The organism is Amycolatopsis sp. CB00013, from assembly GCF_001905755.1.
Lineage (GTDB): Bacteria > Actinomycetota > Actinomycetes > Mycobacteriales > Pseudonocardiaceae > Amycolatopsis > Amycolatopsis japonica.
This window is the reverse complement of the sequence record NZ_LIWC01000001.1, coordinates 561,453-575,589: the sequence shown is the minus strand read 5'-3', so window position 1 is coordinate 575,589 and position 14,137 is coordinate 561,453. Positions and strand designations below refer to the sequence as shown.

Here is a 14,137-nt window from a genome sequence, read left to right as displayed (position 1 = left end):
CTTTCTAAGCGGGAAAACCGGAGCGGGCCGAGACGCCGAAGTCGGCGAGCACGGCCTGGCCGTTGACCGCCCGCGAACGCGCGGACGCGAGATGGAGCACCTGCCAGGCGACTTCTTCCGGAGCCTGCACCGGGAACGCGGGATCGTCGAGCACCTCGCCGAGATCGCCGCGCGCCATCGGGGTGTCGACCACCGACGGGCAGACGCAGTTCACCCGGACGCCGGGGAGATCGACCGCCAGCGCCCTGGTCATCGCGACCACGGCCCCTTTCGACGCGCAGTACGGGACCATGCCGGGCGCGCTGGTGAACGCCGAGTCGCTGGCCAGCAGCACGACCGAGCCACCCGACGCGGTGAGCCAGGGCGCGGCGTGTTTGACCAGCAGGAACTGGCCGGTGACGTTGACCGCCAAGAGCGCGGCGAAGTCCGCCGAGGAGGTTTCCGTGACCGGCGTCCCGACCGGACCGGAGATCCCCGCACAGCCGACGACGACGTCGAGCCCGCCGAAGCGGCTCGTCACGGTGTCGATCGCGGCGGCCACCGACGGCTCGTCGGTCACGTCGGCCTGCACCGCCAGGAGACCGTCGGCCAGGGTGGGCACGGGTGCCCGGTCGAGGGCGCCGACCCGCGCGCCCTCGGCGAGGAAGGCCTGGACGCAGGCAAGGCCGATACCGGATGCCGCGCCGGTCACCAGCACGGCCTTGCCCGCGAGATCCAGTCCCATGACGTCATCCTCCGGTCCGGACCTTTCACGGAGCTTGGCCGTCAGTGCATCCTTCTTGTCGGCAGCCGCATGACGGTCTTTCCAGCCGCGGACGGACCGGCAAGACTGCGAAGTATGACCAGGCCGCATCCACTCGACCCGCTGACCGCCGACGAACTCGCCGAAGGCCGAGCGATCCTGGCCGCCGAAGGCCTGCTCACCGCCACCACACGGTTCCCGGCCGTGCTGCCGGTGGAGCCCGAGAAGGGCGACGCCGCCCCCGATCGCCGCGTCCGGTACACGCTGCTGGACACCGCGACCGGCGAGGCGCGCGACGTGGTCGTCTCGCTGGAGAAACACGAACTGATCTCCACCGAGGAATGCGGCCCCGGCCAGCCCGCGTATCTGTTCGAGGAATACGACCTCGCCGCGTCGATCACCAAGGCGTCGCCGGAATGGCAGGCCGCCATGGAGCGACGCGGGCTCGCCGACCGGGTCGAGCACGCCTTCTGCGCTCCACTGGCGCCCGGGTTCTTCGGCAGGCCGGACGAGACCGGCCGGGTCATCCGCACGCTGACGTTCCTGCGCGACGACGCGTCCGACAGCCCGTGGGCGCATCCGGTCGAGGGTCTGATCGCCCACATCGACCTGACCGAGCAGCACGTCATCCGGGTGGAGGACGAGGGCGACGTGCCCGTGCCGCCGGAGCACGGCCGCTACGGCGACGTCCGCGCCAGGACCACGCTCAAGCCGATCGAGATCACCCAGCCGGAGGGTCCGAGCTTCACCGTCGACGGCAACGAGGTCACCTGGGAGGGCTGGAAACTCCGCGTCGGCTTCAACGCCCGCGAAGGCTTGACGCTGCACGAAATCGGCTTCCAGGACCGGTCGGTGCTGCACCGCGCGTCGGTACCGGAGATGGTGGTGCCCTACGGCGACACCGCGCCCGGCCGGTTCTGGATCAGCTACTTCGACGCGGGCGAGTACCTGCTCGGCAAGAACGGGAACGACCTGCGGCTGGGCTGCGACTGCCTCGGCGTCATCCACTACTTCCCCGCGTTCGTCGCCGACGACCACGGCCACCCGGTCGAGATCCCGCGCGCGATCTGCATGCACGAGGAGGACTACGGGATCCTCTGGAAGCACACGGATCTCGACGGCCGCGCCGAGGTCCGCCGCTCCCGGCGGCTGGTGATCTCGTCGATCTCCACCATCGGCAACTACGACTACGGGTTCTTCTGGTACCTCTACCTCGACGGCACCGTGGAACTGGAGGCGAAGGCCACCGGCATCGTGTTCGCCGGCGCCGCACATCCCGGCACGGATCACCCGCACGCCAACGAGATCGCGCCGGGCCTCTTCGCGCCGGTGCACCAGCACCTGTTCTGCGCGCGGCTCGACGTGGCGATCGACGGCGAACGCAACTCGCTCGTCGAGGTCGACGTCGAACGGGTCCCCATGGGCGAACAGAACCCGTACGGGAACGCGTTCACCTGGAAGGAAACCCCGCTGCGGACCGAGCGGGAAGCGCAGCGGTTCGCGGATCCGGCCAAGGCACGCGTGTGGGAGATCCGCAGCGCGGAGCGGACCAACCGCCTCGGCTCCCCCACGGCGTACCAGCTCGTGCCGCGGCCATCCGCGACCTTGATGGCGCAGCCGGAATCGACCGTCCACCAGCGGGCGACGTTCGCCACCCGTCACCTGTGGGCGACGCCGTACCGCGCGGACGAACGCTTCCCGGCCGGCGACCGCCCGAACGCGCATCCGGGCGGCGCGGGGCTGCCCGCCTGGACCGCCGCCGACCGCGACCTCACCGACACCGATCTCGTGCTGTGGCACGTATTCGGCCCGACCCACATCCCGCGTCCGGAGGACTGGCCGGTCATGCCGGTCGACTACTCCGGTTTCTCGTTGCGCCCCTATGGCTTCCTGGACCGAAACCCGGCCCTCGACCTGCCTTCCGGCGCCTCCGCCGAGCACTGTTCCGCCCACGAGCACTAGGACTCTTTCAATGCCCGAACTGACCCTGTCCGACACGTCCACCTGGCTGCCGCTGGACGGACTCGCCCCCGGCTTCGACGCGAACAAGGCGCCCACTGTCGGCGACCTCCACGGCCGCTCGTTCGAACTCGCCTGCGAAGACGGCACCACGTTCACCGCCGCCTTCTCCGGCACCCGGATCGACTGGGCCTACCACGGCAAGGGCACCGATCGCTGCGAGACGTTCCTGGTCGACGACGATCTGTACTACGTCCAGTTCCACCCGCGGGCACGGCAGGAGGAGGCGTTCACCCTGCTGCTCGACCTGCGCCGCGGCCGGGCGCTGCTGGTACTGAGCAAGATCGGCGACACCTCGCCCCGTGTCACGCAGTCCTTCGTGGCCGCCACGATCGGCGGCGTCGAGCCTGCCGGGGAGCCGCTCGCCCCGACCACGTCGCTGGTCGGACGCCGGGTGCTGTGGGTGTACAGCACCGAGCACGCGTACGAGCACGTGTACCTCAGCCCGCACTGGTACACGTGGCAGTGCCTCGCCGGACCGGAGCGGGGGCTCGCGGACACCGACGAGAACTCGGTCTACGAGCTGCGGCCGGGCATCTACGTCTTCGCTTGGCGGGAGAAGGTGATCCCGTGCGCGTCGGTGACCGTCGCCGACCACCGGGACGCGAAGCGGCTGCGCTCGCATGGTGTCCTTTTCGGACTGGACGCCAGCGGGAGCACTCCCACCCATTTCACCTTCGGCGCGCACGGCAAGCTGCTGAGCACCACCGTGCACCCCGAGGCGTACGACCCGGCCGGGAGCTGAGCCTTGACCGCCGACATCGTCCTCACCAACGCCACGGTGTACACAGTGGACGGTCACCGCCCCTGGGCGTCGTCATTGGCGATCAAGGACGGCAAGGTGCTGTCGCTGGAGGACATCGAACGCGGGCCGAGCACCGAGGTCGTCGACCTCGACGGCGCGTTCGTGATGCCCGGCCTGGTCGACGTGCACAACCATCACGCCCTGGCCGGGCGCGCGGCGCTGTTCGAGCTGAACTTCGGCCTCGACGCGGGCCTGGACGACATCCTCGCCGCGGTCCGGTCGCGCGCCGCGGGGCTCGGACCCGACGAGTGGGTGGTCGGCGGCGCCTGGGCGTCCACCCTGGTCGGCACGCTGTCGCGGACTTCGGCCCGGCACGCGCTCGACGAGGCCGCCGGCGGGCGTCCGGTCATGCTTTCGGACGACAGCAGGCACAACCGCTGGGTGAGCAGCCGGGCCTTGGAGCTCGCGGGGGTCACCGCCTCGACGCCTGCCCCGGCGGGAGGGGAGATCGTCCGCGATCCCGCCACCGGCGAACCCGTCGGCGTCCTGCTCGAAGCGGCGGGCGTCGCCGTCGAGCGGGCGCTCAGCGAGACCCGGACGCTCACCGCGGAGCAGCATGTGGCGGCGTCGCGGCACGGGATCGGCACCCTGCATTCGTACGGAGTCACCGCTTTCCAGGACGCCGGCGTCTCCGCGGACATCCTGCGGGCGCTGAAGTCGCTCGACGACGCGGGCGAACTGCACGCGTGGGTCGTCTCGTCGCTGCTGATCAACGACCCGATCTTCGGTTTCGACCCGATCGGGGCACCGCTGCTGGAAGTCGCCGGGCAGTACCGGAGCGAGCATCACCGGCCGGACTTCGTGAAGATCTTCCTCGACGGGGTCCCGCCGACGCGGACCGCGGCCTTCCTGGAGCCGTACCTGCCGGACGCCGCGCACGGAGCCTGCCACCACGGCGCCACCACCATGCCGGGTGACGAACTCGAGGGCTGGCTGCGCACGGCGGCCGCGGCGGGGCTCTCGGCGAAGGTGCACTGCACCGGGGACGCGTCGGTGCGCGCGACGCTCGACGCCGTCGAGAAGGTGCGTGCCGAGGGCTTCGCCGACGCGCGGTTCCAGGTCGCGCACGGCCAGTTCGTCCACCCCGACGATCTCCCGCGCTTCGCCGCGCTGGGCGTCGCCGCGGACATCTCGCCGTTCCTGTGGGTCCCCGGCGTCATTCCGGCGGCGATCGCCGAGGTGCTGCCCGGCGAGCGTGCCGGGCGGATGCAGCCGAACCGGTCGTTGCTGGACGAGGGCGCGCTGGTGGCGGGCGGTTCGGACTGGCCGGTCAGCGAGTCGCCGAACGCGTGGGAAGGCATCCACGGCCTGGTCACGCGTCAGGATCCGACCGGCACGTTCCCGGGCGCGCTGTGGCCGGAGCAGGCGATCACCCTCGCCGAGGCGATCGAGGTCTTCACCCTGGCCGCCGCCCGAGCGATGGGGCTGGGCGACGTCACCGGCTCGCTGGTCCCCGGGAAGTCGGCGGATTTCGTCGTACTGGACCGCGATCCGTTCAAGACCGATCCGTCTGCGCTCGTCAAGACAAAGGTGACGCAAACGTGGTTCGCCGGGCACCGCGTGTATCACGAGGCCTGATCTCCTACACTGGTAGAAGAACCAGTGCGGGAGGTCTGCCGATGCCGAAGATCATCGACCACGACGAGCGGCGCAGCCATATCGTCGACGTCACCTGGGATTTGATCACCCAGGGCGGGATCGAGGCCGCCACCATGCGCGAGATCGCGGCGGCCGCCGGCTTCGCCAACGGCGCGCTCAAGCTGTACTTCCCGAGCAAGGAAGACATCATCCAGGCCACCTACGAACGCGCGCTCGGCATGATGCGCGAGTACGTGGAGCTGGACGAGCTGCGTGGGCTGACCGCGCTCCGCGAGCTGTGCGTCTCGTCGATGCCCATCGACGAAGACCGCATCGCCGCGGGGCGCGTGCTGCTCACCTTTTGGCAGCTGTCGCTGACCAACCCGAAACTGCAGGACAAGTACCTCGAGCACATCCGCTCGTGGCGGGGCCTGCTGCACCGGTATCTCACCGAGGGCCGGGAGGACGGCGACATCGTCACCGAAACGCCCGACGAGCAGCTCGTCGACGAGGTCGTGCTGATCAACGCCGGGGCGAACGTGATGAGCCTGGTCGCCGGGGAGTTCTCGACGATCGCCCTGCAGCGGCAACACCTGGAGTCGTTCTTCGCGCGCCTGACCCGCCCCTGACGGACGCTTTCCCCACATCTCACGCAGTGAAGGGCGCTTTCCCCGCATGTGATGCGGGGAAAGCGCTCTTCACTGCGTGGCCTGGCCTGTTCGCCGACCTCCCAGGCGTGACTCGCGTGCTTGGAGGCGGATCTCGCGTGCTTGGAGACCGCACACGCGAGTTCCGCCTCTGATCACGCGAGTTCGGTCTCCAAGCACGGGTGTGCGGTGTTCAAGCACGCGAGATCGGCTTCCGGCCACCGTCTTGGCCGCTGATGGACCGCATTCAGAGGACTAAACGCGGGGGTCGAAGGTCCGGGTCAGGAAGCTCGCCACGTGCCGGTGCGAGCGCGGCGACGCGGGAAGATCCGTGTAGAGACCGTAGAAGCCGTGGATCTGGCCCGAATAGCGCGTCATCTCCACCTGGGTCCCGGCATCGGTCAGGCGCCGCGCGAACTCCTCCCCTTCGTCCCGCAGGACGTCGTACTCGGCCGTGAGCACCAGCGCCGGCGGGAGCCTGGTCAGGTCGTCGGCCCGCAACGGCAGCAGGTACGGATCGTTCAGCTGCGCCGGATCCGACACGTACTGCTCGAAGAAGAACCGCATCGCCCCGGCGGTCATGCCGAACCCCTCGGCGAAGTCCACATAGGACCGGAATCCGTCGTCCGGATGCCCGAAGACCGGGCAGATCAGCACCTGCGCGGCCAACGCCGGCCCGCCCCGGTCGCGGGACATCATCGACACCACCGTCGACAGGTTGCCACCCGCGCTTTCGCCGCCGATCGCGATCCGCGCCCCGTCCACCGAAGGACCGGCACCGCCCGCGGCGAGCCACTCGACGACGGCGTAGCAGTCGTCCGGGGCCGCCGGGTACGGGTGCTCGGGCGCGAGCCGGTAGTCGACCGCGACGACGGCGACCCCGGCCGCGTTGCACACCGCGCGCGACGCGACCTCGTTCTCGTCGATCGAGCCGATCGTCCACCCACCACCATGGATCCAGACGAACGCGGGCACCGGCGCCGTGGCCTCCGGCAGATAGATCCGCACCCGCACACCGGAAGGCAGCACGTGGTCGGCCACCGAAGCGACCTCTTCGACCGAATCGGGGCGTCGCCACGAAGCGGCAAAGGCGGCGCGCAACTCGGGAGCCGTCATGGGCCCGGCCGGCGCCTCCTCCGGAGCGCTCCGGGCCAGCAGTTCCTTGACCGCGGGATCGAGGGTCACGGTCACACCGCTTCCGCGACGAGCACCCGCGGGCTGCCCGGCAGCGCGAGCCGGTCGGTGACCCGCCAGCCCGCCTCGTCCAGCCAGCCACGGACTTCGGCCTCCGGGTAGACGACCGTCCCGTCGATCACCAGGTACTCCCCCGCGTGCAGCGCGTCGATCGGCCGCTGGACGGCGTCGTCGTCGAGGAAGAAGTCGAGCAGCAGCAACGTCGCCCCCGGCGCGGCGGCGGCGCGGGCGTTGCGCAGGATCCCGGCGTTCTGCTCGGCGTCGAAACGGTGGACGACGTGGTTGACCATCACCAGGTCGAACTCGCCCTCGGGACGCGCGGTGGGCGTCTCCGCGCCGATCACGGTCGCGCGATCCGCGAGCCCGGCCTCGGCCGCCGCGGTGGTGACCGACTCGGTGAAGCCCGGGTCGAAGACGAACGTCGTGTGGAGTTCGTCGTTGGTCTTCATGGCTTCGACGGCGAACGCGCTCGACAGACCACCGAGGTCCAGCGCCTTGCGATGGGAGCCGAAATCGTACGCGCCGGCCAGCATCTTGGCGTGCAGGGCGTTGTACGTCATGACGCCCGCCATGAACGTGCCCCACCGCGCGTCGTCCATCTCCAGCTTGCCCGGCTCTCCGCTGTCGGCCGTGTGGCCGAACTGCAGCCAATGCGGGTAGCTGATCGAGTCCAGGAACGTGAGGAAGGGTGCAAGATCGAGGCCCCCGCCGCCGAGGTACTCCGCGGCATCGGCGGCCAGCGCATAGCGTCCGTCCACACGGGACAGCAGACCGAGTGATGACATGGCGTCACCGAGGATGCGGGTGATCTTCTCCGGCTTGCCGGTCTTCTCCGCCAGTTCCGCGGCCGTCAGCGGCCCGACGGCGAGCGCGGTGAACAGGCCGATCCGGCTCGCCGCGAAGAGTTGCTTGGCCGCCATGTACCCCACGGCGATGTCCACGATCCGCTCGGGACCGGCAGTCTTGGTCGACCCGCTCACGGGTGCCCTCCTTAGCTCGTTTCCGCCGAGAGTCTACAGACGTAGACAAAAGAATCCAGTGCAAGTTTTCGCCCACCACCAGGAAAAACCTGCCGGATATCAACTTCCTACATTCGTAGAATATACCCATTGACAGCGCACTCCCCCAGTGTCAACATGCGTAGAACTACCCCCGCCGGAGGTCCGTTCCCCGGCAGTGCGGTCCGCCCCGGGCGGGCTCGGGAAAGGGGATTCATGACCCTGCTCGAATTACGAGAACTCACCGTCGGCGTGATCGCCGACGAAACCGAACGCGAACTGGTCCGCGAACTTTCGTTCGACCTCGACCAAGGCCGGACACTCTGCGTGGTCGGCGAATCCGGCAGCGGTAAAACGGTGACGGCCTTGTCGATCATCCGGTTACTGGAGTTCGTCGCGCCGGTGTTCACCCGCGGCGAGATCAGCGTCGACGGCGTCGATCTCACGCGGCTGTCCGCCGACGAGATGCGCGCGTACCGGGGCCCGCGGATCGGCATGATCTTCCAGGAGGCATTGGATTCGCTCAACCCCAGTCAACGGGTCGGCAAGCAGCTGATCGAGGCCTACCGGAAGCCCGGCTCCCTGCCGCGTCAAGCCGCGCGCAAGGGAACGCCGTTGCACCGCGAGGCCGAGGCGAAGGCCCGAGGCCTCTTGAAGGAGGTCGGCCTCACCGACACCGATCGCGTGCTTTCCCTGTACCCGCACCAGATGTCGGGCGGGATGCAGCAGCGCGTGATGATCGCGCTCGCCCTGATGGCCGACCCGAGCCTGCTGATCGCCGACGAGCCGACCACGGCGCTGGACGTGACCACGCAGGCGGAGATCCTCACCCTGTTCGACCGCGTCCGCCGTGACCACGGCACCGCGTGCGTCTTCATCACGCACGACATGGGCGTGGCCGCGCAGGTCGCGGACCGGATCGCGGTGATGTACCGGGGCGAACTGGTCGAGCTCGGGTCCACAGAGGACATTCTGCATTCGCCGAAGCATCCCTACACCAAGGCGTTGCTCGACTGCGTCCCGCAGCTCGGGGTGAGCAGACGCGACGGCTTCCCCACCATCTCCGAGGCACTGCTCGAAGCCGCGATGAACGGCGAATCGTCGGTCGCGACCGAGACCAGGTCCTTGAGCCGCCCGAAGTCCAGGGAGACGGACGAGGGCACCGCGCTCCTCATCGACTCGGTGTCCAAAGTGTACGGACGGCGCGGCCGGTTCTCGCTGAGCCGCGAACCCGAGGTGCACGCGGTCAAGGACGTCTCGCTGGAGATCGCGCCGGGCGAGTTCTTCGGCCTGGTCGGGGAATCCGGTTCGGGCAAGACCACGCTCGGCCGTCTGGTGAGCGCGCTGGAAACCCCGACCGAGGGCACCATCGCCTTCGGTGAGCACCGGTGCACGCCGTCCGGTCTCGAAGGGGACGAGCGCGCGTTCCGTCGTCGCGCGCAGCTCATCTTCCAGGATCCGCAGAGCTCGCTCGATCCCCGGCACACCGCCGCCAGGATCATCGCCGAGCCGCTGCGGGAGCTCACCGGCCTCCGCGGCGCGGAACTCGACCGCCGCGTCACCGAACTGATCGACGAGGTCGGGCTTCCCTCGGACACCGCGAAGAAGCTGCCATCGCAGCTCTCCGGCGGACAACGGCAGCGCGTCTCGATCGCCCGCGCGATCGCGGCCGAACCCGACCTCATCGTCGCCGACGAGCCCACTTCCGCGCTCGACGTCTCGGTGCAGGGCCAGGTGATGAACCTGTTGCTGGACCTGCGGCGCACCCGCGCGCTCAGCTTCCTTTTCATCACACACAACCTCAGCCTGGTGCTGTCGGTCGCCGACCGGGTCGGCGTGATGTACCGGGGCGAACTGATCGAAATCGGCGAACCGGACGAGATCCGGCTCCACGCCAGGCACGAGTACACCCGCCGTCTCCTCGCGGCGAATCCCGAACTGCCCGCCCACCCCCACACTGGAGTGCGGAACCCATGAGACGAACCCTGACCTCGGCCGCCCTCGGCCTGGCGACCGTCCTGCTGATCGGCTCGTGCATGGGAGGGCAGGCGGGCGGTGGCGCCGCCGACGGGCCTCCGAAGCCCGGCGGCAACCTCAACGTGGCCGTGCCCACCGACCCGCAGTCCCTCGACATGGTCGCGAACCCCGGCCAGGTGACCGCGCATATCGGCAACATGATGTACGAGAAGCTGTTCGAGGTGGACCGGAGTTTCACCGCCCGGCCCATGCTGGTCGAGGACTACACCACCAGCCCGGACAGGCTCACCTACACCTTCAAACTGCGCCAGGGCGTCACCTTCCACGACGGCAACCCGCTGACGTCCGAGGACGTCGTGGCGAGCCTGAAGCGGTGGCAGCAGGTGCACCGCACCGGTCAGCTGGTCACGCCGGACATCGAGGCGATCACACCGACCGACCCGGCGGCGGTGACCATCAAGCTCAAGCAGCCGCGGTACCCGCTGATCAACGAACTCGCCGGCGCGGGCACGGAGATCTACGAGGCGAAGAACCTCACCGGTGTCGCGCCGACCGGGTTCGCCCAGGACAAGGCGATCGGGACCGGCCCGTACAAGCTGAAGAGCTGGGACATCGGCCGTGAACTGGTGCTGGAGCGGTACACCGGCTACAAGTCGCGGTCCGAAGAGGACTGGGGCGGGCAGGCGGGCGCCAAGCACGCGTACCTCGACACCGTGACCTACAAGGTGGTCTCCGACCAGGACGCGCTGATCAACGGCCTGCAGACCGGCCAGTGGGACCACATCATGCCCACGAACGACCAGTACGAACCGCTGCGCAACAACCCGGCCGTGGTCGTGCACAACCTGCCCGGCGGCAACGACAACGTGGTGATCCCGAACTTCAACACCGGTTCGAAGTTCGCCGACCCCCGTGCCCGCGAAGCGCTGAACCTGCTGCTGGACAAGCCCGCGATCAACGCGGCCACCGGTGGCAGCAAGGATCTCACCGTCGAAACCGGCGCCTTCGCCTCGCCGGACAACAAGCAGTTCTATTCCACCGCGGGCGAAGAGGTCTACAAGGCGCACGACCCGGAGAAGGCCAAGCAGCTGCTGGCCGCGGCGGGCATCACCGCCGGCGCGACGATCCGCATCGTCACCACGAACTCGTACCCGGAGTTCGGCAAGTGGGCCGTGCTGATCCAAGACAGCCTGTCGAAGATCGGCATCAACACCAAGATCGACACCTTCGACTTCGCCACCATGCTCGGCACGCTGACCAAGGAGCCGGGCGGCTGGGACATCACCACGCTGTTCTTCGACTCGGCGCTGACCTCGCCCGCGCAGATGCCCGCGCTCACCCTGGGCACGCTGAACGGTTCGACCTCGCCCGAGCTGGACGGGCTCATGGCGGAGTTCAACGCTTCGACCACCCCTGAGCAGGCGAAGGCGGTGGTGGACAAGTTGCAGGCGTTCACCTGGAAGCAGCTTTCGGTGATCACCCTGAGCCAGTCCAGGCTGTACGCGGCCTACTCCCCCAAGCTCAAGGGCTACGGCGACTTCTACCGCGTCTTCTGGAACACCTGGCTGGCGTCATGACCGGTCTGCTGCTGCGCAGGCTGCGCGATCTGGTGATCATCCTGGTGATCGTCGGGACGATGATGTTCTTCGTCATCCGGCTGATCCCCGGCGACCCGGCACAGGCCATCCTCGGCCCGACCGCACGACCGTCCGATGTGGACGCCCTGCGGGAGAGCATGGGGCTGAACGGGACACTCTGGGAGCAGTACTTCAGCTGGGCCGGGAATGTCCTGCACGGCGACTTCGGCACGTCGATCACCTATCACGCCCCGGTGCTCGGCGTGGTCGCCGACCACATCCTGCCGACGCTGACGCTGGCCGTGCTCTCGACGGTGATCAGCTTCTTCCTCTCGGTCGCGATCACCTCGTGGCAGGCGGTGTCGCCGCGCAACCCGGTGGCGCGGGCGCTGGACCGGCTGTCCGCGCTCGGCATGGCGATGCCGGACTTCTGGATCTCGCTGATGCTCGTGCTCGTCTTCTCGGTGACACTGCGCTGGTTCCCCTCCAGCGGCTACGAGAACCTGTTCACCGATCCGGCGACAGCGGTGCCCGCGCTGGTGCTGCCGCTGACCGTGCTGGTCATCGGGCAGACCGCGTTGTTCGTGCTCACCCTGCGGGAAAGCCTGCTCGGCGAACTGCCGCTGGCGTATCTGCGCACCGCGCGGGTCAAGGGACTGTCGGAGCGGCAGGTGATGACCAAACATGTCCTGCCGAACGCGCTGATGCCGCTGATCACCCAGCTGGGCAGCAACTTCGCCATGCTGGTCGGCGGCATCGTGATCATCGAGTCCATCTTCGTCGTGCCGGGGCTCGGCCATCTGCTGATGGGCGCGGTGTCCACCCGCGACTTCCCGCTGATCCAGGGTGTGACGCTGTTCGTCGCGGTGCTGTTCGTGCTGGTCAACCTGCTGGTGGACCTGTCGTACGCGCTGCTCGACCCGAAGGTGCGTGTCTCGTGAGCGTCGCTCTCGTGGAAAAGACGTCGCCGGTGCGCGAGAAGCCGTCGTCCGGCCGCGCGGCCAAGGTGTTCCGGCGCAACAGGATGCTGGTGATCACCACGGCCATCCTGGCGGTGATCGTCCTGGCCGTGATCGTGCTGCCGTTCTTCCTGCCGAGCGTCAGCGCGACCGACCCGGTGAACCGGCTGCTGCCACCGTCGGCCGCGCATCCCCTCGGCACGGACTCGTTCGGCCGCGACGTGCTCGCCCGCCTGGTCTCCGGCGGGCGGGCGTCGCTCGGGCTGTCCGCTCTGATCACCCTGTGCGCGGCCTTCACCGGCCTGGTGATCGGGCTGATCAGCGGGTTCTTCCGGGCGGCCGACGCGGTGCTGATGCGGGTGATGGACGCCTGGATGTCGTTCCCGGCGATCATCCTCGCGATGGCGCTGGCGATCTCGCTCGGTGCGAGCATCTGGACCGAACTGATCGCGCTGACGGTGATCTTCACGCCGTTCACCGCCCGCGTGATCCGCAGCCGCGTGCTCGGCATCGCCGGCCGTGCCTACATCGGCGCGGCGCGGGTTTCGGGGATGAGCCGGTGGAAGATCCTCGTCGTGCACGTGTTCCCGAACGTGCTGCCGCTCGCGCTGGTGCAGGTGGTGATCCTGTCCGCCGCGGCGATGCTGGTCGACGGGGCGATGAGCTTCCTCGGTCTCGGCATCGCTCCCCCGACCCCGACCTGGGGCAACATGATCGCCGAAGGCCGGTCGTACCTGGTGCAGGCGCCCTGGCTGGTGATCGTGCCCGGCGTGACGATCATGGTGTGCGTCTTCCTGCTGAACCTCATCGGATCGTCGCTGCGGATCGCCGTCGACGCCCGCGCGCGGACGCTGAGCGAGATGCAGCGCCTGCGCACCCGCCGCCCCTCCGGCAGCTGAGAAAGGATCCCGTTGTCTGCCACTACTTCCTTGGCCGTGCGCCGATTCGCCCCCGAAACCGTCTCGGGGCCGCCGGTGCTCCTGGTGCACGGATTCGCCTCCGACGGGCACACCGACTGGATCACCACCGGATGGCCCGCCGCGCTCACCGCCGCGGGCCGGGAGGTGGTGATACCGGACCTTCCCGCGCACGGCTCCAGCCCGGCGCCCTCGGGTTCGCTCGGTGCCGTCGCGATCACCGCGGAACTGGCGCGGCTCGTCACGGATCTGTCCGAAGTGGACGTCGTCGGGTACTCGCTGGGCGCGCGGCTGTCCTGGGAGCTGCCCGCCCAGGCTCCGGTGCGGCGGCTCGTGCTCGCCGGGGTGAGCCCGTTCGAACCGTTCGGCGCCGTCGATGTGGCGGCCGCGCTGGCCTTCGCCGGTGGCGGCAAGGCTCCGTCGGACCCGCTGACCGGGATGATCGCGCATATGATCACCGCGCCGGGGCGGAATCCCGCGGCGCTCGCGCGGTGCATCGAGGATCTGCGGGCCGAGCCTTTCGCGCCGGTCGCCGAAGCGGTGTCCGTGCCCACCCGGTTCGTGGCGGGGGTGGAGGATCCGGTGAGCCAGGGCATCGAGACTCTGGTAGACCTGGTGCCGGGCGCGGATCTCGTGCGGGTGCCCGGGGATCACGGCGGTGCTTTGCGGAGCGCGGAGTTCAAGGCGGCCGTGCTCGATTTCCTCGGCTGAGGATTGCGGCTCC

General features: G+C 69.1%; 12 protein-coding genes. 9 read left to right on the top strand and 3 right to left on the bottom strand.

Annotated features, from left to right (window positions below):
- Positions 1-4 precede the first annotated feature (4 nt).
- The gene (locus AMK34_RS02465; protein ID WP_038514352.1) at positions 5-724 is read right to left on the bottom strand and encodes an SDR family NAD(P)-dependent oxidoreductase; all 720 of its coding nucleotides are present in this window, start codon (positions 722-724) and stop codon (positions 5-7) included.
- Between the two features lie 114 nt (positions 725-838).
- Between AMK34_RS02465 and AMK34_RS02460 the strand changes: the two genes are divergently transcribed.
- Genes AMK34_RS02460 through AMK34_RS02445 form a run of 4 tightly spaced genes read left to right on the top strand, consistent with a single transcriptional unit; the run spans position 839 to position 5,773 of the window.
- Complete coding sequence (locus AMK34_RS02460; protein WP_073842636.1) at positions 839-2,704, top strand: primary-amine oxidase; 1,866 nt, start codon at positions 839-841, stop codon at positions 2,702-2,704.
- Positions 2,705-2,714: 10 nt separating this feature from the next.
- Positions 2,715-3,506, top strand: a complete 792-nt coding sequence (locus tag AMK34_RS02455) for a molybdenum cofactor biosynthesis F family protein (protein WP_038514359.1) — start codon at positions 2,715-2,717, stop codon at positions 3,504-3,506.
- A gap of 3 nt (positions 3,507-3,509) precedes the next feature.
- Positions 3,510-5,144: an amidohydrolase gene (locus AMK34_RS02450; RefSeq protein ID WP_073842634.1), complete on the top strand. Its 1,635-nt coding sequence runs from the start codon at positions 3,510-3,512 to the stop codon at positions 5,142-5,144.
- 41 nt (positions 5,145-5,185) lie between these two features.
- On the top strand, positions 5,186-5,773 hold the full coding sequence (locus tag AMK34_RS02445; protein WP_016333932.1) for a TetR/AcrR family transcriptional regulator: 588 nt from the start codon (positions 5,186-5,188) through the stop codon (positions 5,771-5,773).
- Between the two features lie 273 nt (positions 5,774-6,046).
- Here the strand turns inward: AMK34_RS02445 and AMK34_RS02440 are convergent, their stop codons facing one another.
- Complete coding sequence (locus AMK34_RS02440) at positions 6,047-6,982, bottom strand: alpha/beta hydrolase (RefSeq protein ID WP_073842632.1); 936 nt, start codon at positions 6,980-6,982, stop codon at positions 6,047-6,049.
- Complete coding sequence (locus AMK34_RS02435) at positions 6,979-7,965, bottom strand: methyltransferase family protein (RefSeq protein WP_073842631.1); 987 nt, start codon at positions 7,963-7,965, stop codon at positions 6,979-6,981. The genes AMK34_RS02440 and AMK34_RS02435 overlap by 4 nt, the downstream gene beginning before the upstream one ends.
- Positions 7,966-8,199: 234 nt before the next feature.
- Here AMK34_RS02435 and AMK34_RS02430 point away from each other — a divergent pair, with 234 nt between their 5' ends.
- From AMK34_RS02430 to AMK34_RS02410, 5 genes are read left to right on the top strand one after another with little or no spacing between them, the layout of a single operon-like run.
- Positions 8,200-9,960 carry a dipeptide ABC transporter ATP-binding protein gene (locus AMK34_RS02430; RefSeq protein WP_073842629.1) on the top strand — a complete coding sequence of 587 codons (1,761 nt, stop codon included), beginning with the start codon at positions 8,200-8,202 and terminating at the stop codon, positions 9,958-9,960.
- A complete protein-coding gene (locus tag AMK34_RS02425) occupies positions 9,957-11,537 on the top strand; it encodes an ABC transporter substrate-binding protein (RefSeq protein ID WP_073842627.1) in 1,581 nt (526 codons plus the stop codon). The genes AMK34_RS02430 and AMK34_RS02425 overlap by 4 nt, the downstream gene beginning before the upstream one ends.
- On the top strand, positions 11,534-12,478 hold the full coding sequence (locus tag AMK34_RS02420; protein ID WP_073842625.1) for an ABC transporter permease: 945 nt from the start codon (positions 11,534-11,536) through the stop codon (positions 12,476-12,478). Before AMK34_RS02425 ends, AMK34_RS02420 begins: the two co-directional genes overlap by 4 nt.
- Positions 12,475-13,395 carry an ABC transporter permease gene (locus AMK34_RS02415; RefSeq protein WP_073842623.1) on the top strand — a complete coding sequence of 307 codons (921 nt, stop codon included), beginning with the start codon at positions 12,475-12,477 and terminating at the stop codon, positions 13,393-13,395. Before AMK34_RS02420 ends, AMK34_RS02415 begins: the two co-directional genes overlap by 4 nt.
- Before the next feature lie 36 nt (positions 13,396-13,431).
- Positions 13,432-14,124, top strand: coding sequence for an alpha/beta fold hydrolase (locus AMK34_RS02410; RefSeq protein ID WP_241832666.1), 693 nt, complete (start codon positions 13,432-13,434; stop codon positions 14,122-14,124).
- Positions 14,125-14,137: the final 13 nt, after the last annotated feature.

Coding starts and splice junctions, on each gene's coding strand:
- AMK34_RS02420 (WP_073842625.1), top strand. CDS start 11,534: ATGACCGGTCTGCTGCTGCGCAGGCTGCGCGATCTGGTGATCATCCTG.
- AMK34_RS02425 (WP_073842627.1), top strand. CDS start 9,957: ATGAGACGAACCCTGACCTCGGCCGCCCTCGGCCTGGCGACCGTCCTG.
- AMK34_RS02445 (WP_016333932.1), top strand. CDS start 5,186: ATGCCGAAGATCATCGACCACGACGAGCGGCGCAGCCATATCGTCGAC.
- AMK34_RS02455 (WP_038514359.1), top strand. CDS start 2,715: ATGCCCGAACTGACCCTGTCCGACACGTCCACCTGGCTGCCGCTGGAC.
- AMK34_RS02430 (WP_073842629.1), top strand. CDS start 8,200: ATGACCCTGCTCGAATTACGAGAACTCACCGTCGGCGTGATCGCCGAC.
- AMK34_RS02465 (WP_038514352.1), bottom strand. CDS start 724: ATGGGACTGGATCTCGCGGGCAAGGCCGTGCTGGTGACCGGCGCGGCA.
- AMK34_RS02460 (WP_073842636.1), top strand. CDS start 839: ATGACCAGGCCGCATCCACTCGACCCGCTGACCGCCGACGAACTCGCC.